Source organism: Pseudomonas sp. 4CAES_32.4, from assembly GCF_058136335.1.
In genome coordinates, this window is record NZ_CM176882.1 from 1,976,169 (window position 1) to 1,999,970 (window position 23,802).

General features: G+C 53.9%; 28 protein-coding genes. 10 read left to right on the forward strand and 18 right to left on the reverse strand.

What is annotated here, in order from left to right:
- Nucleotides 1-16: 16 nt before the first annotated feature.
- From AC3Y64_RS09060 to AC3Y64_RS09105, 10 genes are all read right to left on the reverse strand, one after another.
- Nucleotides 17-562 (reverse strand): hypothetical protein, encoded by a 546-nt coding sequence (locus tag AC3Y64_RS09060; RefSeq protein WP_489987170.1) that lies wholly within the window; start codon nucleotides 560-562, stop codon nucleotides 17-19.
- Between the two features lie 480 nt (nucleotides 563-1,042).
- Complete coding sequence (locus AC3Y64_RS09065; protein WP_489987171.1) at nucleotides 1,043-1,918, reverse strand: hypothetical protein; 876 nt, start codon at nucleotides 1,916-1,918, stop codon at nucleotides 1,043-1,045.
- 70 nt (nucleotides 1,919-1,988) lie between these two features.
- Nucleotides 1,989-2,450: a phage virion morphogenesis protein gene (locus AC3Y64_RS09070; RefSeq protein ID WP_489987938.1), complete on the reverse strand. Its 462-nt coding sequence runs from the start codon at nucleotides 2,448-2,450 to the stop codon at nucleotides 1,989-1,991.
- Nucleotides 2,447-2,923, reverse strand: a complete 477-nt coding sequence (locus tag AC3Y64_RS09075; protein WP_489987172.1) for a phage tail protein — start codon at nucleotides 2,921-2,923, stop codon at nucleotides 2,447-2,449. The genes AC3Y64_RS09070 and AC3Y64_RS09075 overlap by 4 nt, the downstream gene beginning before the upstream one ends.
- A 25-nt stretch (nucleotides 2,924-2,948) precedes the next feature.
- Nucleotides 2,949-3,272, reverse strand: coding sequence for a phage holin, lambda family (locus AC3Y64_RS09080; RefSeq protein WP_489987173.1), 324 nt, complete (start codon nucleotides 3,270-3,272; stop codon nucleotides 2,949-2,951).
- Between the two features lie 45 nt (nucleotides 3,273-3,317).
- On the reverse strand, nucleotides 3,318-3,530 hold the full coding sequence (locus tag AC3Y64_RS09085; protein WP_489987174.1) for a tail protein X: 213 nt from the start codon (nucleotides 3,528-3,530) through the stop codon (nucleotides 3,318-3,320).
- Nucleotides 3,530-4,000 (reverse strand): head completion/stabilization protein, encoded by a 471-nt coding sequence (locus AC3Y64_RS09090; protein WP_489987175.1) that lies wholly within the window; start codon nucleotides 3,998-4,000, stop codon nucleotides 3,530-3,532. Before AC3Y64_RS09090 ends, AC3Y64_RS09085 begins: the two co-directional genes overlap by 1 nt.
- Nucleotides 4,001-4,103: 103 nt before the next feature.
- A complete protein-coding gene (locus tag AC3Y64_RS09095; RefSeq protein ID WP_489987176.1) occupies nucleotides 4,104-4,802 on the reverse strand; it encodes a phage terminase small subunit in 699 nt (232 codons plus the stop codon).
- 10 nt (nucleotides 4,803-4,812) lie between these two features.
- Nucleotides 4,813-5,820, reverse strand: a complete 1,008-nt coding sequence (locus AC3Y64_RS09100) for a phage major capsid protein, P2 family (protein ID WP_489987177.1) — start codon at nucleotides 5,818-5,820, stop codon at nucleotides 4,813-4,815.
- A gap of 32 nt (nucleotides 5,821-5,852) precedes the next feature.
- Complete coding sequence (locus AC3Y64_RS09105; protein WP_489987178.1) at nucleotides 5,853-6,683, reverse strand: GPO family capsid scaffolding protein; 831 nt, start codon at nucleotides 6,681-6,683, stop codon at nucleotides 5,853-5,855.
- A gap of 154 nt (nucleotides 6,684-6,837) precedes the next feature.
- Between AC3Y64_RS09105 and AC3Y64_RS09110 the strand changes: the two genes are divergently transcribed.
- Nucleotides 6,838-8,595, forward strand: coding sequence for a terminase ATPase subunit family protein (locus tag AC3Y64_RS09110; protein ID WP_489987939.1), 1,758 nt, complete (start codon nucleotides 6,838-6,840; stop codon nucleotides 8,593-8,595).
- Nucleotides 8,596-8,606: 11 nt separating this feature from the next.
- Nucleotides 8,607-9,617 (forward strand): phage portal protein, encoded by a 1,011-nt coding sequence (locus AC3Y64_RS09115; RefSeq protein ID WP_489987940.1) that lies wholly within the window; start codon nucleotides 8,607-8,609, stop codon nucleotides 9,615-9,617.
- A 96-nt stretch (nucleotides 9,618-9,713) separates the two neighbouring features.
- On the opposite strand, the gene AC3Y64_RS09120 is transcribed toward AC3Y64_RS09115, so the two are convergent.
- Complete coding sequence (locus tag AC3Y64_RS09120) at nucleotides 9,714-10,079, reverse strand: hypothetical protein (RefSeq protein WP_489987179.1); 366 nt, start codon at nucleotides 10,077-10,079, stop codon at nucleotides 9,714-9,716.
- A gap of 513 nt (nucleotides 10,080-10,592) precedes the next feature.
- Here AC3Y64_RS09120 and AC3Y64_RS09125 point away from each other — a divergent pair.
- A complete protein-coding gene (locus tag AC3Y64_RS09125; RefSeq protein WP_489987180.1) occupies nucleotides 10,593-11,684 on the forward strand; it encodes a DUF262 domain-containing protein in 1,092 nt (363 codons plus the stop codon).
- A gap of 14 nt (nucleotides 11,685-11,698) precedes the next feature.
- Complete coding sequence (locus tag AC3Y64_RS09130; protein WP_489987941.1) at nucleotides 11,699-12,304, forward strand: MAE_28990/MAE_18760 family HEPN-like nuclease; 606 nt, start codon at nucleotides 11,699-11,701, stop codon at nucleotides 12,302-12,304.
- Between the two features lie 21 nt (nucleotides 12,305-12,325).
- Here the strand turns inward: AC3Y64_RS09130 and AC3Y64_RS09135 are convergent, their stop codons facing one another.
- Together AC3Y64_RS09135 and AC3Y64_RS09140 are read right to left on the reverse strand one after the other, a co-directional pair.
- Nucleotides 12,326-13,366: a DNA cytosine methyltransferase gene (locus AC3Y64_RS09135; protein ID WP_489987181.1), complete on the reverse strand. Its 1,041-nt coding sequence runs from the start codon at nucleotides 13,364-13,366 to the stop codon at nucleotides 12,326-12,328.
- A gap of 858 nt (nucleotides 13,367-14,224) precedes the next feature.
- Nucleotides 14,225-14,485, reverse strand: coding sequence for a hypothetical protein (locus tag AC3Y64_RS09140; RefSeq protein ID WP_489987182.1), 261 nt, complete (start codon nucleotides 14,483-14,485; stop codon nucleotides 14,225-14,227).
- Between the two features lie 152 nt (nucleotides 14,486-14,637).
- Between AC3Y64_RS09140 and AC3Y64_RS09145 the strand changes: the two genes are divergently transcribed.
- Nucleotides 14,638-14,958, forward strand: coding sequence for a YbjQ family protein (locus AC3Y64_RS09145; RefSeq protein WP_064391236.1), 321 nt, complete (start codon nucleotides 14,638-14,640; stop codon nucleotides 14,956-14,958).
- A 56-nt stretch (nucleotides 14,959-15,014) separates the two neighbouring features.
- On the opposite strand, the gene AC3Y64_RS09150 is transcribed toward AC3Y64_RS09145, so the two are convergent.
- Nucleotides 15,015-15,299 (reverse strand): hypothetical protein, encoded by a 285-nt coding sequence (locus AC3Y64_RS09150; RefSeq protein WP_158957507.1) that lies wholly within the window; start codon nucleotides 15,297-15,299, stop codon nucleotides 15,015-15,017.
- Nucleotides 15,300-15,538: 239 nt separating this feature from the next.
- Between AC3Y64_RS09150 and AC3Y64_RS09155 the strand changes: the two genes are divergently transcribed.
- The 4 genes from AC3Y64_RS09155 (at nucleotide 15,539) to AC3Y64_RS09170 (ending at nucleotide 17,263) form a co-directional block, all read left to right on the forward strand.
- The gene (locus tag AC3Y64_RS09155) at nucleotides 15,539-15,727 is read left to right on the forward strand and encodes a hypothetical protein (protein WP_158957509.1); all 189 of its coding nucleotides are present in this window, start codon (nucleotides 15,539-15,541) and stop codon (nucleotides 15,725-15,727) included.
- A gap of 316 nt (nucleotides 15,728-16,043) precedes the next feature.
- A complete protein-coding gene (locus AC3Y64_RS09160; protein WP_122594861.1) occupies nucleotides 16,044-16,415 on the forward strand; it encodes a glycine zipper domain-containing protein in 372 nt (123 codons plus the stop codon).
- A gap of 137 nt (nucleotides 16,416-16,552) precedes the next feature.
- On the forward strand, nucleotides 16,553-16,972 hold the full coding sequence (locus tag AC3Y64_RS09165; RefSeq protein WP_489987183.1) for a glycine zipper domain-containing protein: 420 nt from the start codon (nucleotides 16,553-16,555) through the stop codon (nucleotides 16,970-16,972).
- Between the two features lie 123 nt (nucleotides 16,973-17,095).
- A complete protein-coding gene (locus AC3Y64_RS09170; protein WP_163005296.1) occupies nucleotides 17,096-17,263 on the forward strand; it encodes a hypothetical protein in 168 nt (55 codons plus the stop codon).
- A 152-nt stretch (nucleotides 17,264-17,415) separates the two neighbouring features.
- Here the strand turns inward: AC3Y64_RS09170 and AC3Y64_RS09175 are convergent, their stop codons facing one another.
- Both AC3Y64_RS09175 and AC3Y64_RS09180 read right to left on the reverse strand, forming a co-directional pair.
- Nucleotides 17,416-17,847: a DUF6896 domain-containing protein gene (locus AC3Y64_RS09175; protein ID WP_489987184.1), complete on the reverse strand. Its 432-nt coding sequence runs from the start codon at nucleotides 17,845-17,847 to the stop codon at nucleotides 17,416-17,418.
- Entirely contained in the window at nucleotides 17,844-18,149 is a 306-nt protein-coding gene (locus AC3Y64_RS09180) for a hypothetical protein (RefSeq protein ID WP_489987185.1), read from the reverse strand. The genes AC3Y64_RS09175 and AC3Y64_RS09180 overlap by 4 nt, the downstream gene beginning before the upstream one ends.
- 14 nt (nucleotides 18,150-18,163) lie before the next feature.
- Here AC3Y64_RS09180 and AC3Y64_RS09185 point away from each other — a divergent pair, with 14 nt between their 5' ends.
- A complete protein-coding gene (locus tag AC3Y64_RS09185; RefSeq protein WP_163005296.1) occupies nucleotides 18,164-18,331 on the forward strand; it encodes a hypothetical protein in 168 nt (55 codons plus the stop codon).
- A gap of 73 nt (nucleotides 18,332-18,404) precedes the next feature.
- Here the strand turns inward: AC3Y64_RS09185 and AC3Y64_RS09190 are convergent, their stop codons facing one another.
- Nucleotides 18,405-18,833, reverse strand: coding sequence for a DUF6896 domain-containing protein (locus tag AC3Y64_RS09190; protein WP_489987186.1), 429 nt, complete (start codon nucleotides 18,831-18,833; stop codon nucleotides 18,405-18,407).
- Complete coding sequence (locus tag AC3Y64_RS09195) at nucleotides 18,830-23,605, reverse strand: RHS repeat-associated core domain-containing protein (RefSeq protein WP_489987187.1); 4,776 nt, start codon at nucleotides 23,603-23,605, stop codon at nucleotides 18,830-18,832. The genes AC3Y64_RS09190 and AC3Y64_RS09195 overlap by 4 nt, the downstream gene beginning before the upstream one ends.
- Nucleotides 23,606-23,802 lie beyond the last annotated feature (197 nt).

The following is a 23,802-nucleotide window of genomic DNA, read 5'->3' on the forward strand; positions in this document are numbered from 1 at the left end:
TTACACTTATTGCTTGTTATTTAAAAACCCAAAACAACAGAATGATTAGCGCTGTCGCGAGAGTTAGAGAGAAAAAAGTCAATATGAGATTTAATTTTTTATCGAGTTTGATTGTTGATGCTATCAACGCATTTATTTTTTGCGTGTTGTCATTTAGGTTTTGAGTTGCAGGCTGTATATGGTAATCCGTCGTATTAGTGTCTGCGTAAGCAGCTACGATGCTGCCGCCTGCACCAGCGCAAGCTAGAGAAATGAGCTGAGTGTATAGGCTGAGTTGAATCTTCAAGTCGTTGTAAAGTTGAGTTTCTTTTTCTATGAACAGAAAATAGTATTCAGTGTACATTATTTGGAACAAGACGCCGAATCCAACAAGGCACATTCCTTTTGCGAAGCGGCTTATCCTTAATTCAAGGAGTAATATGAGGCCGATAAAGCCTGTCACTGCTCCGCCATATATTGCAAGCTCCGGATGGTTGCTTTCTATTAGAAGAGGAGTGCCTGCAATCCCTGCAATAGCTACGATAACGGCGATAATAGCAATTACTGCATCTTTAACTTTCATAATTCTGAGTCCCTTCTAGGTTTTCTGATACATTTTTTGCGGCGTATTATGCACAAAATCTGTTTGAAGAGATGGAAAATTGGAAGGTGAATTTTCGGGCGCTGACAGTTGATCCAGTTTCCCCCTTTTTCTACTGCCACGCGTAACGTTCCCGGTTGGGTTGTTGACTAGGCCACCTCCAAGGAAACGGTGACCTTGACGGTGACGTTAATTGCTGTGCAATCTGAATCGGCAGTTCGATTCGCGGCGGGCTCCGACTGTGGGCGATCCGTGCTAACTTGACGGTTTGAGCGATACGATCAACGCGGTGGCATTTTCGGGTCGGCGGCGATGGATCCCATGCGGATGAGATTCACGATTTGGTGAGCGCTACGTCGTTCATGGCGCCGATGTTGGCGCCATGAGATTTAGAGCAAAACATCACCATATTACAGCGGGTGACGCTTATGTGAACTTGACCTACAACCAAATCACTGGAAGTCACTGATCTAGTGGTGGCTCAAGTAGTTTTGACCTGGCGGACTCAAGCGTTTCTGGTACATGTGCAGCGATATAGATCAAAAATGAGAACGCCTTTAGGCTGTTAAGCTCTGTTCCATAATTTGATACTTCGCCGTGCATCACTTGATGGCGATTCAGCGCGTTAAATATTTTTCCGCTTGCGGTACTAGCTTTTTCTCGATCGGCTTTGCTCTTTAATAGACTCGTGCTGCCGAGGTTTATTATTTGATGTAGTAAATCTTTAGCGTCTTGATTATCACCTATTTGTGCACTAACGTAGGTGCTACCCTGTATTTTTCCATCACGTCCAGCCATCGGTTGGCTTATGCCAGTTATTTCTGAAAGGATGCCATCAGCCTGTGCCAAAAAGACTGGGATGCTTAAATAGTATTCTTCTGGTCCACCACGTTTATGTGCATTTGCTGCCGCCTGAATTGCATTTTTTCTGGCGGGATACATATCGATGATCAATTTTGTATACCAGTCAAAATCGGTAGTGAAATGCCTTTTAAGTATTTCATCAGTTTCCTCCGCACTAGCATTTCCAAGATTTTCGATTAACTCAACGGTATCTTGAAGCGAATTTTGCCAGTTAAAAAACCAACCCTGTTCTGAGGCAGTAGCAACGGCTTCTCGAGCACGGGCGGGCAAATTCTCTAAGCGCTTTTGTACAGCGGCCCAATCAATTTGTAAGGCCTTTAGGATTGGAGAGAAGTCGAATTTTAACTGTTCGAGCCAAAGACCGAATTTTTGTATGTTTTCTTGAATGGCGGGAAGGTGGGGCTCTAGGTATTCAATCAGTTTTTTCGCTAAGGCCTCATTTTGCTCTTCGATTTTTTTATCTTGCTCTTCCATAAGGTATCTCCAGAGATTATTTTCGTTAGGTTAGAACCTGCTAAAGTTCTACCATTAATCGGTCGTGGAATCACTGTTGCAGCAGGTGAGCAAGTAGAGTGTCGCGGATCAGTTCGAGATCAAAATCAGTGAAACCCAGTATTTCTCGTTGTTCGTACTGAACATCTGGAGCGCCAGGATTGGCCCGATCCTTCAAACCGTACTCATGCACGCGTGCAATTCTGGAAGTCCGCCCACTGAAACCGATACTGATAGAGTTATCATCGCCTTGCAATTTTAGAAATCTAGCCGTGCGTAGCTTCTGAAACATCTTTGCTCTGCGCTTCACCCGACCCTGTTTTCCACGCAGCTTACGTTGTTTGCGCGGCGCATACTTGCTGCGATCGGGGTTCTGCTGAGCAATGATTCGTTGCTGCTGGCTACGCCGCAAAGTATCCCCTATCTTGCGGGCGAGCTTGACGCGCGTGCCTGGCTCAAGCTTCCTCAGCAATCCCGCAGCCCAGTCTTCCCATGCCTCTAGGCGGTTGGTCAATTCGGTAAAACCCACTCGCTTGTCGTACCTTGGGCATCCGGTATCCAGTGCGGATCGAGGAAGTCGGCAGCTCGTCGGGGTTCGCCGGGATGGCGGACGGTAGTGTTGCCGTGAGAGTTTCTGCCTACCACCACGCGTTCGGTCAGGGGCAACGTCAGACTCATATCAACTTTGCTGTTGTCCAGAATGTCAGCTTCGAACTGGATGCCGTCTGCGGCCTTGCTCAGATTCTCCAGCAGCTCGGACTGGTGAACGCTTAGCCAACCGAGCAGCGGCAACATAACGCTGTCGGGATGGCCTGCGAAGTCGGTGAGGATGACTTGCAGGTCGAAGCTGTACTCGAACGACAACGTCTGTGCGGCCGTGCAGCGGATCTTGCCGTTGTCGATGAAGATCAACAGGCGGTCGGGGTTGTGCTTAAGTTCGGCCACGGTGGCGAGCAGATGTGCTTTCAGGCTATCGGGCTTGTTCATGGTCGAACCTGCAGGTGTTGGCAAATCATGTCCGCTCACCCTTGTCGACGAAAAATTTCCTGGCTGCAGCACGGGTGCCTTCAACGCCCAGAAGGCCGATCACACCACCGAAAAAAGGTGCGGCAGAAATGGGTATACCCAGTAAGGGCAGCCCATGGCTGGCAGAAAGCGCAAGTGCGCCGCACAGGGGCGCCTCGATCACCACCCGGCGCACGGTGCCGCCGCCATAGATCACGCGAAGGCTTGCGATGACCACGGCCAGCAGGCCGGTGTAGATGGCGGGCCAGTTCTGTTCGAGCCAAGCGGCGAGCCAGGCCCAGGTGTCGGGACGGTCAGGCATGCGTTTCATTCCATGATCCAGAGTGGTTGGGTTTAATGGCACGGTGCGGGCGGTTCAATCCCATAGGTTCACCATCTGCCGTTGAGGGGCGGCGGCTTGGGCTTCGGGCATTTGCACCAGAAGGCCGTGCGGCAAGGTCGGGCCGTGGTCTGCTAGTCCAGGGTTGGCTTCGAGTACTGCTTCGGTCACGCCTGCGGTGCGACCGTAGTGACGCCAGCACAGGGCATCGACGGTGTCGCTCTGTTGGGCGCGGATGCTGACGGCCATCAGATCAATTCCACGGTGGTGCGGCCGAGGCCGAGAAAGTCACGCACCGCCCAGCGCTGGTCGCGGCGCAATTCGTCGATGCTCGGGGTCAGTTCTTCAGCGTTTTGGTTGCCGCTGTTGGTGCTGTCGTAGGAGCGGTATCGCTCGCAGATCTCCGCGCCGGTCGCGGCGTAGATCGCTCGCTGGTAGAGGTGAACGAGTTCAGATTTGTCCTCGATTTGTTCGGCTGGTACGTCCGTGAGGGTGGCATAGCCTTCGGTCTGTTTGGCGCGGCGCCATTTGGCGAACTCGCGGTTCACGCTGATGGCGGCGGCGATTGTCGCGGTTTCCAGTCGGATCGGCGTAACGCTGGAGTCGATGCGCAAAGTGCCGCGCACGTCGTCGAGGTCGATCGACGGCCAGAAGGGGTCGGTGTTGATGTGGCCACTGGGGGCCGGAGTAGTGCTGCCGCCCGCTACGAATCCGCTCATGAATCTGCGCTCTGTTGTGGGAGCCGGTGGTCGAGGCTTCACGTACAGGACGAGTGTCCTGGCCGATCCGCCCCGAGCCGGCGGGGTGCGTGGGGACGCTCGGTTAGCTGCCGGTGGCAGCGAGTTTGTTGAGCAGGCGTTCGGCCCGCTCCAGATCTTTTTTGCCACCGCAGGCGTCGTGCAGGTCGATGGCCTTTTTCAGCAGATCAATGCCGGCCTGTACCTGACCGGGTTGCCCGAGCTTCTCATCGGTGATGCCTTCGAGCGTCACGCGCCCCATGGAGAGAAACAGCTTGGCGCGGGCCTGATCGGGCATGTCCTCGGCGTCGGTAAGTTCAGCGGTGCGTTGCAGAGTCGCCAGTTCAAACGATTCGCCGACTTTCAGCGCCTTGAGTGCGACGGTGGCGATTTCTTCCGCAACTAGGCAGCCGGTGGTGCGTTCGAACCGGTCAGGCATGATCAATTTGTGTTTGAGCACGTAGTCGGCAATATCGAGGGCGCCGCTGAAGTCTTCCGCGTCGATGCGCCACACCATAATGGTGGTCAGCACTTCATCTTGTGCGCCTTTGCCGCCCTCGAGCACGCCTAGCACGTAGGGGATGTAATCCGGCAGCAACTGACGCTTGAGTTCGGCTTTGCCCTGATTGGATTGCACTTGTTTTAGGCGCAGACGGTCTTGCAGCAGTTGATTGAGCTGATGTTCGTATGCCGTGGCGCCGGCCATGGTTTGAGTGGGGTTGGCCGCTGCCGCTTCGATGGCGGCACTGACACGAACAAAATGGCGACGGCAGGGATTGGTCATGGTGTCCGCCTCAGCTCAGAGTGATGTTTTCGGCCATGGCCGCACAGCCCAGGTCTTCGATCACATAACTTTCGTTGACCGATTCGAAGTTCTCGATGCGGTCGCGTTTGGCGTTATCGACGACGGTGCGGCGGCGGGTGCCTTCCTGCCAGTAGATTGACAGGTTGTCGAGACGAGTCACCAGCAGGCCGTTGGCCGGGAAGTGCGGTACGCGCACAGCCGGCAGATTGCCCAGGCGCTTTTGGCTGGTGACGATGTCAGCAGCGAGCATTTCGGTCGGCGCTTGGGTTTTGTTGATGATCGGGAAGTATTTGTCGGCCAACAGCTGACGGCCGCAGATGACCACCAGATCGGTGTCTTCCTGGTACCAGGGGTCGATGAACTCGTTGACCATGCTGACAACCAGGGCGTCGATGTTTTCGAAGTCCTTGCCGGCGCCGATCTCGATCTTGCCACTGCCTGCCACTACTTCGGCCATGACGCGGGCTTCGTTTTCGGTGCGCATTTTTTGTAGCCAGCCGATGTTGACGTCCTGCAACAGCGGGTTGGTGGCCGGGTTTGAGGTGGCGGCGCGGCTAGTGCCGTTCCAGCCGATCATGATCCGGTTGAGCGCCTGAACTTTGATGATCGCGTCACGGATGCGCGCCTGAAAATCTTTGAATTTCGCCCACTGATCCAGCTTTTGGTAACGCAGGCCAGTGTCGAAGTTGGTTTGCGTGCAGGTGTATCCGTGATCGTCCAAGCTGCTCGGGTCACGGGGTTCGCGATCCTTGACGGTGGTGTCGGTGGTGCTGGCAATGGTGCCGTCGATACCGATGCCGATCTTCTCGCCGGACTGTTCGGATACGCCGTAGATGTTGATCGAGCTAAGGAACGAACTGGATTCCTGAATGCGGGTTTCCAGCGTCTGGGCAACGCTCGGTGCCGCGGTGAATTTAGTGGTGACGTCGCTCACGCCGTGCAGTTGTGCGAGCTGTTGCAGGTACGCATTAAAGAGAACGCGTGTGTCGTTGCGCATAATGGTCTTCCTTGGTTAAACGGGGCTGACTTTCAGCAGTCAGTCACTACCGAGTTGTCGCCGCCGGTTACCGGAGGGCGCGTCTTCTGGTTGGGATCCTGGGTGGTGGAAAGTTGGGTCTTCAGTTCGGTGAAGTCTTTGCTCAGTTGATCCAGGCGAGTCTGCAGGCTTGTCGAAAACTTCTTCCCGGCTGCCATTTGCGCGGGCAAATCCTTGACGTGTTCGGCGACGGTTTCGACTGCTTGGCTGATTTGAGCGAACTCGTTGTCATCCTTGCTTTGCTTGCCGCCGAGCAGGTTTTTCACCGTACTGAGTAGGTGAGCGCCGATGCTCGGTTTTTCTTCGAATTCCTCGAACGTCAGCTCTGTTTCCAGCGCCTCGGTGAACATCGAAGTCGCGGAGTAGTGGCGATCCTTGAACGGGTTGACGTCCGGTTTCTGGGCCGAGAACGACAAGACGTCAGTGCCAAGGCTAGCCGGCGAATCGGTCACGCCGAGACCCACGATGTAGGCCTCACCGGTATCGGCGAAGCTGTCGTCGATTTCGATTGAGGTGTAGATCTTCTGTTTTGCTTTGTTCATGGCGATCAGGTCAGCCGTTGGCTCGACTTGGGCGAACAGGGCCAGTTTCTTTTGGCCGTTGATGTCCACTTCTTCGGTTCTCACCGCCAGAACATCGCCGTAGGCCTTGAATGGGCTGTCGGGTAGCAAGCTGCGGAAATGCTCAAGCCAGATCCGCGCGCCGTAAGTGGATGGGTTGAAGTTCTTCGCCGCCTGTTCCAGCCAGTTGCGTTTGATGGTGCGCTTGTCTGAGGTGGCGCCCTCGACGGCGACGCGGAACCAGTTGCTGCGGAATTTCTTCATGGCGGGAAACCTCATTTGCTTGGGCGCTGAAAGCCTGCGATGAGGGGCATGGTCGTGACGCGCGCGAGTTGCGGCAATGAGACGGGACTGTAGGGAAGGGCGGTACAAGAGGCGGCGCTATTGAGTCGTCGGCATGGGCGGCAGCATCGCGGCCATGACTACGACCACACTGTTGCCCATCGATCCGCGCCGCCAATCCAAGTTTCTGTACTGGATGGGGTGGCGCGTCTGCGAGATCGCCGAGGCTACGGGCGAAAAGGAAAAAACGCTACACAGCTGGAAGGCTCGCGATGAGTGGGATCGGGCTGACAACGTCGAACGCATCGGCGGGGCGCTGGAAGCGCGGTTGGTGCAACTGATCCTCAAGGAGGGGAAAAGCGGCGGCGATTTCAAAGAGATTGATCTCCTGCACCGCCAACTGGAGCGACAGGCGCGAATTCAGCGCTTTCAGGGTGGCGGTACCGAAACAGACCTCAACCCGAATCTGGCCAAGCGCAACGCCGAGCCGAAGAAGAAGGCCGTCAAAAACGAGATTGATGAAGACCAGATCGAGCTACTGCGCGAGGCGTTTGTCGATGGCTGTTTTGACTATCAGAAGGACTGGTATCGGGCCGGCAATCAGCGCACACGCGTCATCCTCAAAAGCCGGCAGATCGGTGCGACTTACTACTTCGCCCGTGAGGCGTTCATAGATGCGCTTGACAGCGGTCGCAACCAGATTTTCTTGTCGGCTTCGAAGAACCAGGCCTATTTGTTCCGGGGCTACATTCAGGCGTTCTGCCGCGAAATTATCGGCGTCGAGCTGACTGGCGATCCCATCGTTTTGCCTAATGGTGCCGAGCTGTTTTTTCTCGGTACTAACGCACGTACCGCCCAAGGCTATCACGGCAATTTCTACTTCGATGAGTTCTTCTGGACGTTCAAGTTCGAGGAGCTGAACAAGGTCGCCTCGGGCATGGCGATGCACAAGAAGTGGCGCAAGACCTACTTTTCCACGCCGTCGAGCATGGCCCATGAGGCATACACCTTTTGGACAGGTGAACGCTTTAACAAGGGCAAGCCTGCGGCACAGCATACGAAGGTGGATGTCTCCCACGGCGCGCTTCAGCAGGGCCGGTTCTGTGAGGATCGACTATGGCGGCAGATCGTCACGATTCTGGACGCGGAGCGGGGAGGGTGCGATCTGTTCGACATCGAAGAGCTGCGCCGCGAATACAGCCCCGAGGCGTTCGCCAACCTGCTGATGTGCCAATTCGTGGACGACGGCGCGAGCATCTTCCCGCTGACCCTGTTGCAGTCCTGCATGGTGGATAGCTGGGTCGAGTGGGCCGAGGACTACAAACCTTTCGCCATGCGCCCGTTCGGCGACCGACAGGTGTGGATCGGTTACGACCCCGCCGAGACGGGCGACTGTTCCGGCATGGTCGTGGTCGCGCCGCCGCTGGTGCCGGGAGGGAAGTTCCGCATCCTCGAACGCCACCAGTTCCGGGGGATGGACTTCGCCGCGCAGGCCGCTTTCATCAAGAGCGTCTGCGATCGCTACTGGGTGACCTACATCGGGATCGACGTGACAGGTCTGGGCAGCGGCGTGGCCCAGCTGGTGCGCCAGTTCTTCCCGGCGGTGACCACCTTCAGCTACTCGCCCGAAGTCAAAACCCGCCTAGTACTCAAGGCCTACGACGTGATCCACAAGGGCCGGCTCGAATTCGACGCCGGCTGGACAGATATGGCCCAGTCGCTTATGGCGATCCGCAAAACCGTAACCGCTGGCGGACGCCAGTACACCTACACCGCCGGCCGCAACGACAACACCGGCCACGCCGATCTGGCCTGGGCGCTATTTCACGCATTGCACCACGAACCGCTTGAGGGGCAGACCACTGCCAACACTGGGCGTATGGAGATTTACTGATGACTGAACAAATGGCCAACCAGGCATTGCCCGCGACCTTACCCGCCACCGGCGCCGGAACTCAGGTGTTTTCCTTCGGCGAGCCGACGCCGGTGTTGGGTGGTAGGGAGGTTTTCGATTACCTGGAGTGTTGGTTCAACGGGAGGTGGTATGAGCCGCCGCTTTCGCTGGATGGGCTGGCCCGGTCGGTGGGGGCGAGCGTGCATCTGCATTCGGGGTTGATGTTTAAGCGTAACCTGTTGAGCAAGACGTTTATCCCGCATCCGCTGCTGTCGCGGGCTTCGTTTGAGCAGTTTGCGTTGGATTTTTTGTGCTTGGGTAATGGGTATCTGGAGGCGAGGCGTTCGCGGTTGGGCGGGGTGCTTAAGCTGGAAGCGCCGTTGGCGAAGTACATGCGCGCGGGGCCGGTTGGGCAGTTCTATCAGGTGCGGGGATGGAAGGATGTGCATGCGTTTGAGCCAGACAGCATTTTTCATCTGCGCGAGGCGGATCTGCATCAGGAGATTTATGGGCTGCCGGAGTGGATAAGTGCGTTGCAGTCTGCGTTGCTCAACGAGTCCGCAACCCTGTTCCGGCGTAAGTATTACGAGAACGGGAGCCATGCCGGATTCATCCTTTACATGACGGATGCTGCGCAGACCGAAGCGGACATTGATGCGTTGCGTAAAGCATTAAAGGAATCGAAGGGGCCGGGCAATTTCCGGAATTTATTCGTTTACTCGCCGACCGGCAAGAAGGACGGGATCCAACTGATCCCCGTCAGCGAGGTGGCTGCAAAGGATGAATTCAACTCAATAAAGAATCAGACGCGGGATGACGTGCTGGCCAGCTTGCGCATTCCGCCGCAGTTGATGGGTATTGTTCCGCAGAACGTCGGGGGATTCGGCTCGATCAGGGAGGCTGCGCAGATCTATGCGGCCAATGAACTGGAGCCGATTCAGACTCGTATGGCTCAGTTGAATAACTGGCAAGGTGAACAGATTATAAAATTCAAACCGTACGGGGCTGCTGGGGAGGCGTAATGGCCTCCGCAGTGAATAAGGACGCTAATCGTTGCGCTGCCGGCTCCTACCTAACTCTCACGTCTGTGCTTAGGTAAGAGGCAGCGCAATAATCCTTTATAAAAGTGGCTGTGGCAGAAACTGCCCCCACTCTGAAATGCGCTTGGCTGTCAGAATTCCCGACATGATCAATGTTAGAAAAATCAAACAAAGCACTACGAGAGGGAGTTTTGTTATTGCAAATCGAATAGCGCCCAAGAAACCCGAATATTGCTTCAAGTAAGCTCTTGCGATACGCCGATAACCAACGCCAGATAGGTAGCCCCATAGGAAAAAAAGCGCGGTAACGATCATCGCGAAAGGGCGTGGATCGCTGAATTGCAGGCAAGTGAAACCGGCACTGATACCGAAGAGAGCACCAATATCTTGGGAGGATCGGAAGTATCGTTCGGCAATGAGTTCGTCGTCGTTTTTGAATAACATTTTTTCCCTCGAGGAGTTGTTTGCGATTCGCTTCGTATTCTATCTGGCAAAGGGCTGCGATCCTCAATTTGACCGACTTGCCCGCACAGATGACCACGATGGCCCTGCGAATGTAATGAGCTAGAACTCCACTGTCTTAGTATTTTGCTGGAAGATGGAGCGCTTGACACTAGCCGTACCCATCTTCATGAGGCGTGCTGCGGGAAAATTTGGGGCGGCGACATCGCTTTCGGATGGGGCAAGTCCGATGGTTTCTACCGAATCAAGTCGCGTCGGATGGCGCGCGTTCAAGCGTCATCAAAAAAGGAAAACGTTAGATAAGAAAACGGGGCATTGGTCAAAAGCAGTATTTACCAAGTGCTGTCGAGTCGTCGATGCCTGTGGGGCTGGCAGAGCAGAGCTGAGCTCGTATGATCCAAAAAAACGGTATGGTGATTTTTGTTAGCGAATGTGAAAGTTTGTTGTAAACTCAAATATATTGATCGTCCAACTCGGAATGCAATTGAGGATGCAATGGCTAAAAAAATAAAGGAAGTTATAACTGAGGCTAAGCGAGCAGCTGCGGAAGCTCAGATCAGAACAGAGCAGACTGTGGTTGATTATGAAACTAAAGAATATATTGTTGAGTTGTTGGTAAGTAAGTTTGTTTCTGGGTTAGAGACAGATGAGAATGAGCTGTTTGTTCCGGAGTATCAAAGAGATTTTGTTTGGGATAAGAGGCGACAAAGCAAGTTTATTGAGTCGGTAATGTTGGGGTTGCCCATTCCCTATATATTTACAGCCGTTACTCCTGTAGAAGACGAAGATGATGAAGGGCGGGTCGAAATCGTTGACGGCTCTCAAAGGATTAGAACATTAGCAAGGTTTTTGAGTGATGATTTAAGACTTGAGGGTCTGGAGAAACTCAATCTACTAAATGGATTCGTGTATTCTGACTTGGAAATGTCGAGGCGTAGAAAGTTTAATCGTCGACCAATTAGAATTATTGAGTTGTCTGAAAAAGCTGATGCTACCGTACGTAGAGATATTTTTGAGCGTATAAATACTGGCAGTGATGAGCTTAAAGATATGGAGAAGCGAAAAGGGATTTTTGTCGGCGCTTTCTATGATTTCATTAGAGAATGCGCATATGACGAAAAATTTGTAATTCTCTGCCCTGTTTCAGATAAAAAAGCCGTAAGGGAAGAGCGCGAGGAAATGATCTTGCGTTATTTTGCATATGCCGATGGTTATGAGACCTTTAAGCATGGCGTCGCGGAATTTTTAAATATATATATTCGCAAGCATCGTAACGAGTTTGATGAGAAAAGAATGCGCAGCGAGTTTAAAAAAATGTTGGAGTTCGTAGAGAAAAATTTCCCGTTAGGTTTTAAAAAATCTGAGAACAATACTTCAGTGCCGCGCGTTAGATTTGAAGCTATTTCAGTAGGTGTGACCCTCGCTCTACGCAGTAAACCGCGCCTTAAAGTATCTGATGATATTATCGAAGAGATGCTGGGCTCAAAAGAGTTCTACTCTTATACAAGCTCTGATGGTAGCAATTCAAGGCCCAAAGTAGTTGCGCGTATTGAGTATGTAAGGGACACACTGCTGGGGGAAATATGATCATACCGGCTAAAATGGATTTTAAAGACCGGTCTCGTCAAGTGTCCTCATACATACTTTGGTTGTCCAGACAGGAAAAAAGTAGGACTTTACCAGATGGTGTGTTGAATACTGCCAAAGCTTCGGCTCTTTTATTGCTTTATAACTTGATTGAGTCAACCTCGACAAATGCTATCCAGAATGTATTTGATTCGATGGCTAGTCAACAAGTTAGTTATGATCAGCTTACAATTGCGATGAAAAAAATAGCACTTGATAATTTGAAGCGAAGAAAGCCAGCTAAGATGGCAGAACTGATGTCTTCAATTAGTCTGGATATCTACAGGGTATCGTTTGATCGTGAAGACGTGTTTTCGGGTAATGTGGACGCTAAACTGTTGCGGGATACAATGAAGGAGTTTGGGATCAGGCAAACGCATGATTATCAAGAGCCGGAGTTGTTAGCATTAAAAACACAACGTAATGAACTCGCGCATGGTGTCCTCTCCTTTGCAGATGCGGGCAAAGAGATAACCGCAAGAGAGTTGATTGGTAAGTATTGGAGGGTAAGAGTGTTTTTTAACAATATGCTATCTGATTATTCAGAATATATTAATTCAACACGCTACATGAACGCCTGATCTCTTGAGTTTGGGCGAGGCTTAAGTCACGCCCAAATATTTCTGTACATGCTTGACAAAACTTAGACCGATCACCTCTCCTAGGCGCACAGGTACTGCATTTCCTATCATTTTCCCTACTGCTTTAAAGTTGACCTTCGCTGTGTGCGGTTGGAAGGAGTAGTTTTCTGGGAATGATTGCAATATTGAAGCTTCTCGCAGCGATAGAGCCCTATCCTGTTCGGGGTGCCCGAAGCGCCCATTGCCGTATCCATAGCAAAGTGTAGTTATGGTTGGACTCGGCATGTCCCACTCCATTCTCCCGTAGACACCGACGTAAGATTTCCCGGAAGGCTTGTTATGGCACTTCGCTCGCAAGTGTTCCGGCCAATCCTTCCATGTCCCTCCAGGCAACGAGGCTTTGATTCTCTCCAAATTCGTAGGGGATAAATTTTGCGTGGCATGCAGAGGATCATCGACGTTGGCTTCGCCTGCCGTAAGACTGGCTTTGTTAGCAATTGCCTCACGTACGGAAACAAATCTCTCGCTATGTGTCGCGGGTATAAGTTCAATCGGCCCAAGTTTTGAGGCTAGAAGCACGTGACGCCTTCTTATTTGAGGCAGGCCATATGTTTCACAGCGGACTCGGCCTTCCCAAACGAAGTAACCGTGTTCAACTAAACCTTTGACAAAATCTTGGTATACCTGATGTTTAGTCACGTCTGGAACATTTTCCATCGTAACAAGTTCAGGACGGCTTTCTTCTATTAAACGTGAGAACTGGTAGAGCAATGGCCATTTCTTGTCAAGGGTAGTATCCCGACCTTGATTGTAAGTTGAAAATGGTTGGCATGGGGCACATCCCGCTAGTAAACGTACTTTTCCAGGCTGGTACCAGTTGAGAATTTCCTCTTTGGTAACGACCGCAACATCCTTTTGAACGAACGTAGATCCGTTGTTAGAAGAATACGCATGGCTGCATGCTCCTTCCACATCGTATCCGGCAGGTACGTCGATACCAGCCTTAATGAGACCCGCAGTGAGCCCGCCGGCCCCACAAAATAAATCAACAGCTTGGATCATGAATTCCTCCGTAGCTCATTATATTCGATGTCAACGCCCCCTGCATCTTACGGTTTACCAAGTTCGCTGCGCGCGCCGTCATCCCCCCGCCTCGCCGGCGGGCTAAATGGGTCTTTTTTTCCGCAATCCTGCGATCTGCTCAGCGCACCCATGGCTGGGCTTTGTGATACTGAATGAATGAGACAAAAAGCCTGCGAATCCCTGCGAAGGGTAGGGCCGCCGATGCGTTTTCCCTGGGTCGATTGTTCGTCAGACATGACGCACCGTCAGGCGCTGATTCTCAGGAGCGCAGTCGGAAAAAAGTAATGTGGCGATTCGGATATCGGTAGACCGCTGAAAGCCCCGTGTTCATTGGCTTTGCTGGATTACTTCGAAAGGTAATTTTGAGTAATGAAAAAGGTAATGCGAGCGTAAGTGACTGATTTATGAGGGGTGAATAATTAGAAAAATTACTTTCTCAAAAGGTAACTACCTTACCTCTACATTACTTAAAAATTACCTTGTGCCGATCCCTTGCCGGCCAGTCAAATCAAGCCTCTCAGGCCGGTTAGTTGATTAGGTTACCGAAATTACCTTTTTCCGATGCCATTGCCGAAAAACCGGATAACCCTGTATGGCCTTTTGCGTGTCCGACCGCCGCCCAAACCCATGGGACTGCCATGGGAACGCTTGCGCGCTAACTATCGGCCTGAACCACTTATAAACCGGGCCCTGACTTCATGAAAATCGCAATCGGGCGGTTTCGAATCTCTCCTTCACCGCCACATTCAGTACACAAAACCCCTGATTTCGAAAGAAGTCAGGGGTTTTGTGGTTTCTGGCGTCTGAAAAAGATGTAGCGTTTGTTCGCGCAAGATTTCAGTCGGATTTCACGTAGCAGTGCAGTTCGTATGCGCTGCCAATGCTGGCGCTGGAGTAGACGATAAATCGGGATTCGACGCCTTCGATAGTCACATCGATTTCTGCAATCGACAGTCGATGTTGCTGCAACGATACGGAGATGATCACTTGGTCTTTGTGAGCATCTTGAGTCATATGGATGACGGTCTGGACGGTCATCCGACGGTAAAACGGTTTGAGGCAGCGGATGATCAAGTCCGCCTCGCCGATATACTCCATGCGCCTTTCCTTACTGACTTCCTGTCTAGTGAGGAGGGTACAGCACAACTTGCCAGTCACGGACCCTGACTAAAGTCGGGTGCTTAGCGATAGCACAGCGTTAGTTGGCGATTACAATCGCGGTTTTACCTGCCAAAGAAAGGACTGCATTCATGATTATTTCTACGACCCACGCCATCGAAGGCCGGCAGATCACTGCGTATCTGGACATCGTCAGCGCGGAATCGGTGCAGGGCGTCAATGTGATTCGCGATATGTTCGCTGGTATGCGCGACTTTTTCGGTGGCCGCTCGCAGACCCTGGAGCGGGCTTTGAAAGAAGCTCGCGTTCAGGCGACGGAAGAGCTCCGCGAGCGTGCGCAGGCTCTGCAGGCAGATGCGGTGGTCGGGGTTGATTTCGAGATCAGCATGCCCGGCGGCAAAGGCGGAATGGTTGTGGTATTTGCGACCGGCACGGCGGTGAAGTTGCGCTGATTTGTTATCAGGCCTGTGAGCCCATTCACAATCGAATGGGCTCTTTTTGTTGGCGATCAGCCCTGCGGCTTGAGGATTACCAGGCCTTTATCGTCATAGGTCAGCGGTGTGTCGATAGCGACCAGCGGAGGCGTGTCGGAGGGTTGACCCGGCTGCACCGGCTGGCTCGGATGATAAATGACGCCGGGCTGCAGGACCGGCGTATCCGGACCCGGTTGTTTGATGGTGATTTCACCGGAAGCGATCTTGTCCTTGAGTTTTTCCGCCCCGGCTTTGCCGGCTGCGATTTGTTCGTCCGTGAGCTTTACGACGGGCAGGTTTGGAAATCCGTTGATTTGCATGTTCTCTCCTTGAGATTCATTTGTCTGAAAAAGGGCAACGGCTTGTCGGTGGAATTCTTTAGCCATGCGAGACCAATGGTTCATGTCCGTGTTTAATCTTCGTAGTCCATTCGTCGGGCATCAGCGGATCTGAATCACAAGTCCAGGAATGACCGGCTAGTCTCAAAAGTCTTGGAGGTCGATATTTTTGCAGGCAAAAAAGTTTTGCCGGTGTCGACCGATGGCGAAGGGGCGAAGGTATGACTGATCCGTATATCGAAGACGATGGCGCTGAATTTTCCTTCAACAATTGCGTACGGTGCGGCCAGACCGAGTACCAGGCAGGCTTTGGCGAGGATCCAGTGCAGACCGGCAAGATCAAATCGACGGCACCGAAAGGACCGAAAGCGAAATTCCTCCCTAAGGTTACGGCGCGAGTCAGAAAGTAATTGCTCTCCGTATAACCCCGTCATTGAGCGGGGTTTTTTATGGTTGAACGATTGAGGAAATACGCTGAACACGATGTTTAGATGGATTTCACAAACTTTTCACGTCTACCGCAGTAGGGTGAAGCCATCCGTTAGAAAGCAAGTCTCCAGCCCGTCTCCCCAGCGGGCTTTTTTTTGCCTGTCATAAAACCTTTCGCAGAATCGCTGTCAAATCGGCGCCGAGTGCGCGCGACCCTGTGTTTGCGTCTGGACTTTTATGCGCCGAGCGCATTAAATCCCGGCCCGTTTTGTCATCCCATTTTTTGAGGTTTTTGTCATGCGTTTAACTCTGCCTGCTCTGGTTCTAGGGCTTCTGGTTGCTCAAGGTGCAATGGCTGCCGGTGATGGCACGGCTGCGTTGGGCGGTGGTCTGGGTGGCGCGTTGGGTAATGTGCTCGGTCAGAAAATGGGCGGCAGCACCGGTGCAGCAGTGGGTGCCGGCGTCGCGGGCGCAGCGGGCAGTGCTTTGACGGCTCGCAAGGGCAGCCGCACCAAGGCAGCCATCGGTGGCGGTGTCGGTGCAGCCGGTGGCTCGGTGATCGGCAACAGCCTCGGCGGCAGAACGGGCGCCACCATCGGCGCAGGTCTGGGCGGTGCAGCCGGTGGCGCAGTGGGCAGCAACTTGTCCAAAGGTCACAAACGTCACTGAGATTGATCGCTTGTCAGAAAAAGCCCGGCTTGATGTCGGGCTTTTTCATGGCTGAACGTTTTTCCCGCTGGTGTCTCCAATCTGACATAGGCCCATGTTTGGGCGAGCTGTCCCGCTTCGGGAACTGTGAGGTTCATATGCGATTGTCATTATCTGCACTGTTTTTCGGATTGCTGGTGGCGCAAGGCGCGATGGCCGCCGGAGATGGTTCTGCCGCCGTGGGCGGTGGGCTCGGCGGCGTGCTGGGCAATGTGGTCGGCGGACAACTCGGCGGCAGCACTGGGGCGGCGGCCGGTGCCGGTGTAGGCGGCGCAGCCGGTGGTGCGGTCGGGGCAAATAAACGCAATCGCACCGAAGCCGCCATTGGCGGTGGCCTCGGCGCTGCGGGCGGCTCAGTGGTTGGCAATAGCCTTGGCGGATCAACGGGTTCGGCGGTTGGCGCAGGTTTGGGTGGCGCGGCGGGCGGGGCGGTCGGCAATAACCTGGGTGACGATGGTGGATCTCACTCCGGTGGTGGCCACAAACACAAGAACAAACACAAGAACCGCCATCATTGATAAGTGGTTCAGCAGAAACCCGGCCTCGTGCCGGGTTTTTCGTTTTTGCCGGTCAGACTCAGGAACGATTGGCCGTAGGACTTTTCGAACTTCATACACTCCCCCGAAATGATGAGGTATGCCATGACTCCCGAAACCGAAGGCAAGGAAGAAAAAGGCCCGAGTGGGCTGCCGTTTATCAATGATCCGGGGAACGAGGATCCGGGCTCACTGATGGATGATGCGACGGTACCTTTGAATGATTCGGATGAGGCGGATATGGAGTATGAGGAGGATGAGGATGAGCAGTGATTGGTCGTGGGAATCGAGCGCGATATCGCACCGATTTTGAATTGCAAGGGCCTGTGCTTTCAGGCCCTTTTATTTGGAGTGATTGGTGGCGATGGTAACGGTTGATAAACCAGTCGTTAAGCCCTGGAAGTGGCGATCTATAAGAATTTTTATTATTGCCGAGTTGGGTTGGGGTTAGTGAGGGTGTAAAGATTATCTGATGCCGACATTTTTTCAATTCGACCTGATGCGATGTACTCTTTAAACTCCTTTTCCACTGTTTTTTTGTCGCAGTATTTTTGATATATGGATGGCCTATCGCTAGCGTAAATGTAGATGCGCCATACATCGAAGCCATCGATTCGGTTATTCGACCCGTAATCAAAGTCCACTGATTCCGATGGGAAGTGAATAGCGCATCCGACGCCGTGCAATTCATATCGAATTCCAGTGGTTATTTGCCCGCAGCGTTCGATTTCCTTGCTCCGCCAAAGTCTTAAAATATTCCGGGTGCCAAATTTCTTTAGTAGTAACTCCGTGCCACTGTCTACTTTTGAAAGAAAGTCAGTTATTAGGTTTTCAAGATTTTTATCGTCTGTTTTCATCTTCTTCTGTGGTGCTCCAATCGGTCGTGTCCGACATTGTCAGCTGATTCAATTACTTCTTCGATGGTGTTGAGCTGCCCTTTGTGTTCTCTGATATTTTTGATCAGTTTTATAATTATAGGCGTTGCTGTTTGTCTTGCAGCCGCTGCACGGTGATGTCCATCTAGAATATAGAGCGTGCCCTGGTGTTCTGCTACATCTATGGGATAGTTGATGTCGTAGCCATCTGCTCGCATTGCATCCCTTATTTTTTCAACACCTTTAGTTGATTTTTTTCCCATAATTGCATGCGTCCGCTTCAATGATGAGGTATGCCATGACTCCCGAAACCGAAGGCAAGGAAGAAAAAGGCCCGAGTGGGCTGCCGTTTATCAATGATCCGGGGAACGAGGATCCGGGCTCACTGATGGATGATGCGACGGTACCGTTGAATGATTCGGATGAGGCGGATATGGAGTATGAGGAGGATGAGGATGAGCAGTGAGGGAGAATAGGGTGATAAAAGTTTGAAGTTGGTTTTGAGGGCCTGAGTGAACAGGCCCTTTTTGTGGTCGCGTCTATTTGGTTTCTTCTGAGTCAGCCCATACATACAGGTTCCTCATGGCTGACATTTTTCTGATTTTTTTTAGTTTTATATATTCTTCGAGTTCTTTTTTAATGGTTTCTTCATCGCAATATTTCTTATGTCTAGATGGTCTGTCACGGGCAAAGTTGTATAGGCGCCAAGCGTCAAAACCATTAATTTCCCCGTTCGGGCCATAGTCAAAATCAACGCTTCCTGTCGATGAATTGATGCGGCAGCCAATACCATGCAATTGATATTTAACGCCTCGAGTGACTCTCCCGCACCGCTCTATTTCCTTGGTGTACCAAAGCTTTCGAATGTCACGAGTGCCAAACTTAAGCTCCAATGACAAGGTGCTGGACTCCACCGTGGAGATAAAATCATTTATCAGTGTCTCCAAAGTTTCATTTTGATCGCTCATCTTCTTCTCTTGTGCTCCAATCTGTCCAAGCCCACGTTGTTTGCTGACTCTAATACATCTTCAATACTTCTTAGAGCTCCGTTATACGCTTGGAGGTCGGTTATGAGTTTGATTGTCACATTTGTCGAAGTTTGCCGTGCAGCTGCTGCACGATGGTGCCCGTCCAAAATATATAGGTTGCCGTCATGTTCTATGACATCGATAGGATCTGTTGGATCGTATCCGTTGCGCATTTTATTTTTATAATCCTCAACTGTCCTGGTCGAGTTCTTTCCCTCTATCGTATGTACTCGCTTCAAAGTTTTTGGATCTATATTGTGAGCGATGGCCGGGAGGATCGGCCCTCCTTCATCAACCTTAACCCCATCACTCCCACCCGGCACCTCACAACCCGGCTTATTCGGCGGCGGACAATCGGAGCTCAACCCCAACGGATCCACCCACCCCGTCGGATTTGGCACGTACTCGTATTGATTCAAGCCACCCGCTAACTTGATGGGATCCGGCGTCAGATACCGTCCCAACCTCGGGTCGTAATACCGATGCCGGTTGTAATGCAGCCCGCTCTCGGCATCGAAATACTGCCCCTGAAATCGCAGTGGTTGATCCAGGTACTCGTCAGCAGCGAGGCTCAGCGCGGCGACTTTGCCGTAGGCGTCGTATTGCGCTGACCAGACGATCTCACCGCTGTAATCCGTGAGTTCCAGCGGCGTGCCGAGGTGGTCGAGTTGGTAATAGAACGGGCAGGCTTTTTTCGGGCCTTTGCCGTCGAGCAGCGCCAGCGGGCGGAAGGTGCCGGGTTCGTAGACGTAGCTGCGGTATTCGTTGTGGCTGCTTTCGGCGACGACCTGCTCGCCTTGCCAGAAGAACTCGGTCACTTGGCCGTCCACGGTTTTGCGGATGCGCCGGCCGAAGGCGTCGTACTGATACGAGGCGGTTTGGCCGTCGGGGCGAGTGAGTCCGATCAGGCGGTGCTGGCAGTCGTAGCGGTATTCGGTGACGAGTTTTTGTGCGGTGCCACGGCGTTCGCGGATCAGGTTGCCGAAGGCGTCGTAGTCGTAATGACGGTCGCCCTGCATGAGCAGGCGGTTGCCCTTGATCTGGCTCGGGCCGGGACGATCCTGCATCAGCAGGTTGCCGGCCGGATCGTGGGCGAAGCTTTCCGGCAGTTCGTCGCGCGAGTGGCGCACGCGGATCAGCCGGTCGAGGACGTCGTAGGCGTAGGTGCGCTGGCCGTGGCGGGTGTCGGCGATGTGCTCCAGATTGCCGTTGGCGCTGTAGGCATAGTCGCGGCGATACAACGAATCGTGGGAATGGCCTACCGCGTGGGCGAGTAATCTTCCCTGATCGTCGTAAGAATATTCGCTGAGCAGCAGGCCTTGCTGGCGTTGCTGTTCGCGCCCGGACAGGAAAACATGCGTGGTCAGTTGCGCGCCATTGAGGTCGATGCCGGTCAGCGCGCCGCCCTTAGCGTAGTGGTAATCGAGCTTGCTGTTGTCCGGCAGGCGCAGGCGTTTGAGCTGACCGCAGGCGTCGTAGCTGTAGCGCAGCGTGCCCCAGCCCTGATGCTCGGTGATCAGTCGATCCTGACGGTCGTACTCGAACGCCAGCGGATGGTTCTGGCCGTCATCGACGCCGGTCAAACGGCCGAGGCGGTCGTATTGATAGCTGACCTTGACCCCGTCGGGCAGGGTTTTCACCTGCAGCCGGCCAGCAGGGTCGCGCTCATACCCAGTGACTAGCGTCGAGCCGTCGTCACCAAATTCAGTCTTTTCCAGCAGATGGCCGTTGAGGTCATAGGCATACGCAGTGCGTCGCCCGTCGAAGCCGGTTTCCTGGCGGATCAGCCCGGTCGGTGTGTAGTCCAGTCGGTATTTTTCGCCCGACTCGTTTTCAATCTCGGTGAGCAGCAGTTGCGCGTGGTCGTAGCGGTACTGCACCCGCGTGCCGTCGGGGTTGATCCGCCGCGAGACCAGGTGCAGATCGTCGTCATATTCATAACGGGTGATGCGTCCGAGTTCATCGCGCTCGGCGGTGACCTGACCGTAGGCGCCATAGCTGTAAGCGCGGGTGGCGCTGGTAGGAAAAGTCGTCTGAACAAGTCGGCCCACACCGTCCCACTGCTGACGGGTGACCGCACCGTGTTCGTCTACGGTGGTGGTCCGCCGCCCCAGTGCGTCGTAGGAAAAGCGCCGCACGCCACCGTCAGGCGAGGTCTCTTCAACGAGCTGACCGAGGTCATTCCACACCAGCCGCAGCCGGCTGCTGTCCGGATAACGGATCGACAGCAAGCGCCCACGCGCGTCGTAGTAGTAATGGGTGACCTTGCCGTCGGGATCGACTGCTTCGGTGACATCGCCCTCGGCATTGCGCCGATAGATCCACACCGCATCACCGCGTGAACGCCGGTAGAGGAAACCGTTGCGGTACTCGTAGGACGTTGGCGCGTCATCCGGCGGAATCAGCGCGATCAGCCGTCCGACGTCGTCGTAGCGGTATTCGGTGACGGCGCCTAAGGCATCCTGTTCGGCGATCAACCGCCCGGCAGCGTCATAGGCCTTGAGCTGCTCGCCGCCATCGGCCTCGACCTTGCGCACCAGCCGCGCTTGATCGTCGTGGACGTAAACCTCTTCGGTGCCATCGACGTAATGCACCGTGACACGGCCATCATCGTCCCAGACGTACCGCGTGTTCATCTGCGAGAACGAGGCCCAGTGCCTTACGCAACGCGCCGATTTACCCGAGCGTTCCCACTCCCAGAAAAAACTCGCACCACCGGCCAGTTGCCGCTGCAGGATGACGTGGGCGTCGTCGTAGTCGTAACGCTCGCTGTCACCGACCGCGTTGGTCGCGGCCAACAGGCGTTGACGGGCGTCGTAGCTGTAACTGACCAGCGTCTGCTCGGTGTGCCAGGCGCCCTCAGACCACACCTGATAATCAACCGCGATCAACTGCGCCCGGTCATAACGCAGCAGCAGCGAGCGCCCGGCGCCGTTATCGAGTCGCTGCACCCTGTCAGACCGATCGCACTGCAGGGTCAGACGATTGCCATAGGCGTCGCTGATCGCCGTCAGACGTCCCGCCCGAAAGTGATAAAACCGCGCCGCGTCCCCCGCCAGCGCAAGAATCAGCTCCTCCGGTTCATCCCCCAGAAAAATCGCTGCCCGCGACAGACTGTTGTGAATCGCCGGGCGCTCGACGTTCGGCAGCGGAAACCGCGTGCGACGGTTCTCATGGTCGATCCAGACCACGAAATCGCCCTCAAACGCCAAGCGATGCGCCAGCGAATGGCTCCAGCCAAAACCCAAGCCGACATCGATCTCGACCGCACTGCTGCGATACAAACGACTGAACTCAAACGGCAGCACGCCATCGAGCACCGCATCGGTCAGGGTCAGCAATTCCTCGCCGGTGACCATCGACACCGGACAGCCGTTGGTGCAGGTCAGTAGCGCGCAATCGGCATTATCACCGTTGGGATTTTTCGCCTGATCAGAGGCGTCGTCGTGTGGCTCTTGCCGTTCCATCCGGGTCGAACCACCCGACTTGTCTCGGGCAAGCGGCGCCGGATTCGGCACCGTCAACACCAGTGAATCGGCCTGACGAATGTTCAGCGGAATCGACGGTGTCGGTTTCAACTCAACATCACGCGCATGGAGCGCCAATGGCCGCAAAGCGCTCGCGTGCTTGTTCAGCTCCGGCGTCGACGTCAGTTCAGCCAGCCGCGAAGCCGAAGCCGCCAGCCACTCCCGGGCCCGTGGCGACTTGACCTTTGCCAGCACTTTGCTGCTCAAGCGCAACGGCACACCGACGCCACCCGAAACGCGCATCAGCAGAAAGCTGATCAGCAGTTCGACGCGAACTTCAGCCACCACTTCGGCCAGATACTGTGGCGGCAACATCTTCAGCCAACTGGTAAACGCGGCCAGATGAATAAACAGCAGCGGCTCATCGCTGAGCATCAATAGAGCATTGGCAACGGCGTCGCTGGAGGCGTTTAGCAGCGCCTCCAGCTCAACCGCGCTCAGATATTCCAGCAACTTTTCGCTGTTGGCCTGCAAGTCGGCGAGGAGGGCGAAAACCTGCTTGATGTCATCCCAAACCCCGTTCAGGGCACTCTCGAATCCACGCCAATCGGCTCGCTGCAACTGCCCGTAACGATCAACAAACCCGGCGCTGGAAAACTCCTTCCACTGCGGCTGAAACTCCGTCCATTCACCCCGCAACCAGTCTTCCAGACCTGCAATGACCCCTTCATAAGAGGCGTACAGCGCACCCACATGCTCGCTGGAAACATCGGGAAAAAAGGTGATGCGATAACGCTGGCCCCGCTCGCAATCGTCCACTTGCAGAATGCCGCTCGGGCCGATCGTGTGGCGCAGTGGTTCGCCGAAAGTCAGCACACCGCCAACATCGGCTATCACCGGTTCGAGCGTGACCGGCGTATCGCCAATCGGCACAAACCGCGCCGCTTCGAACATGTGCACCAGCGTCAATGGACCACTGGCCGGACACATAACCACAGAGGAACTGATTGGCTTGCGCGATTGGATCGGCGCACTGAGACGCACGTCATTGCCGACGGTGAACACCTGTTCGACGTCCAGCGCCGTGCCTGTCCAGAACTGCTCGGCCCAGGCGTCGTAGTTGTTCAGGCACAAACGGAATTCGCGAAGGAGGGTTTCAAAATCGGGGTGTTCGGGATTCAGGGCAGCAACCAGCAGCAGACCGATGCTGTTGTTGAGTTGCAATAACCGTTCGGGTGGCTGCATTCACAGTCTCTCGCGCACGTAAAAAAGGTGCGGGGACTTTGCGGGGGATCAAACAGGAAAGAAGTCGGGCGAGTAGGTGAAGTCTGTAGGATGTTTCGCTAAATGCTTGCGAGTCGTTCATCGCAGCAACGGACATTGGCCGTTGCCCAATGTCCATTGCCCTCGTTATGCTGCTGAACCCTTTAATCAGATCCGAG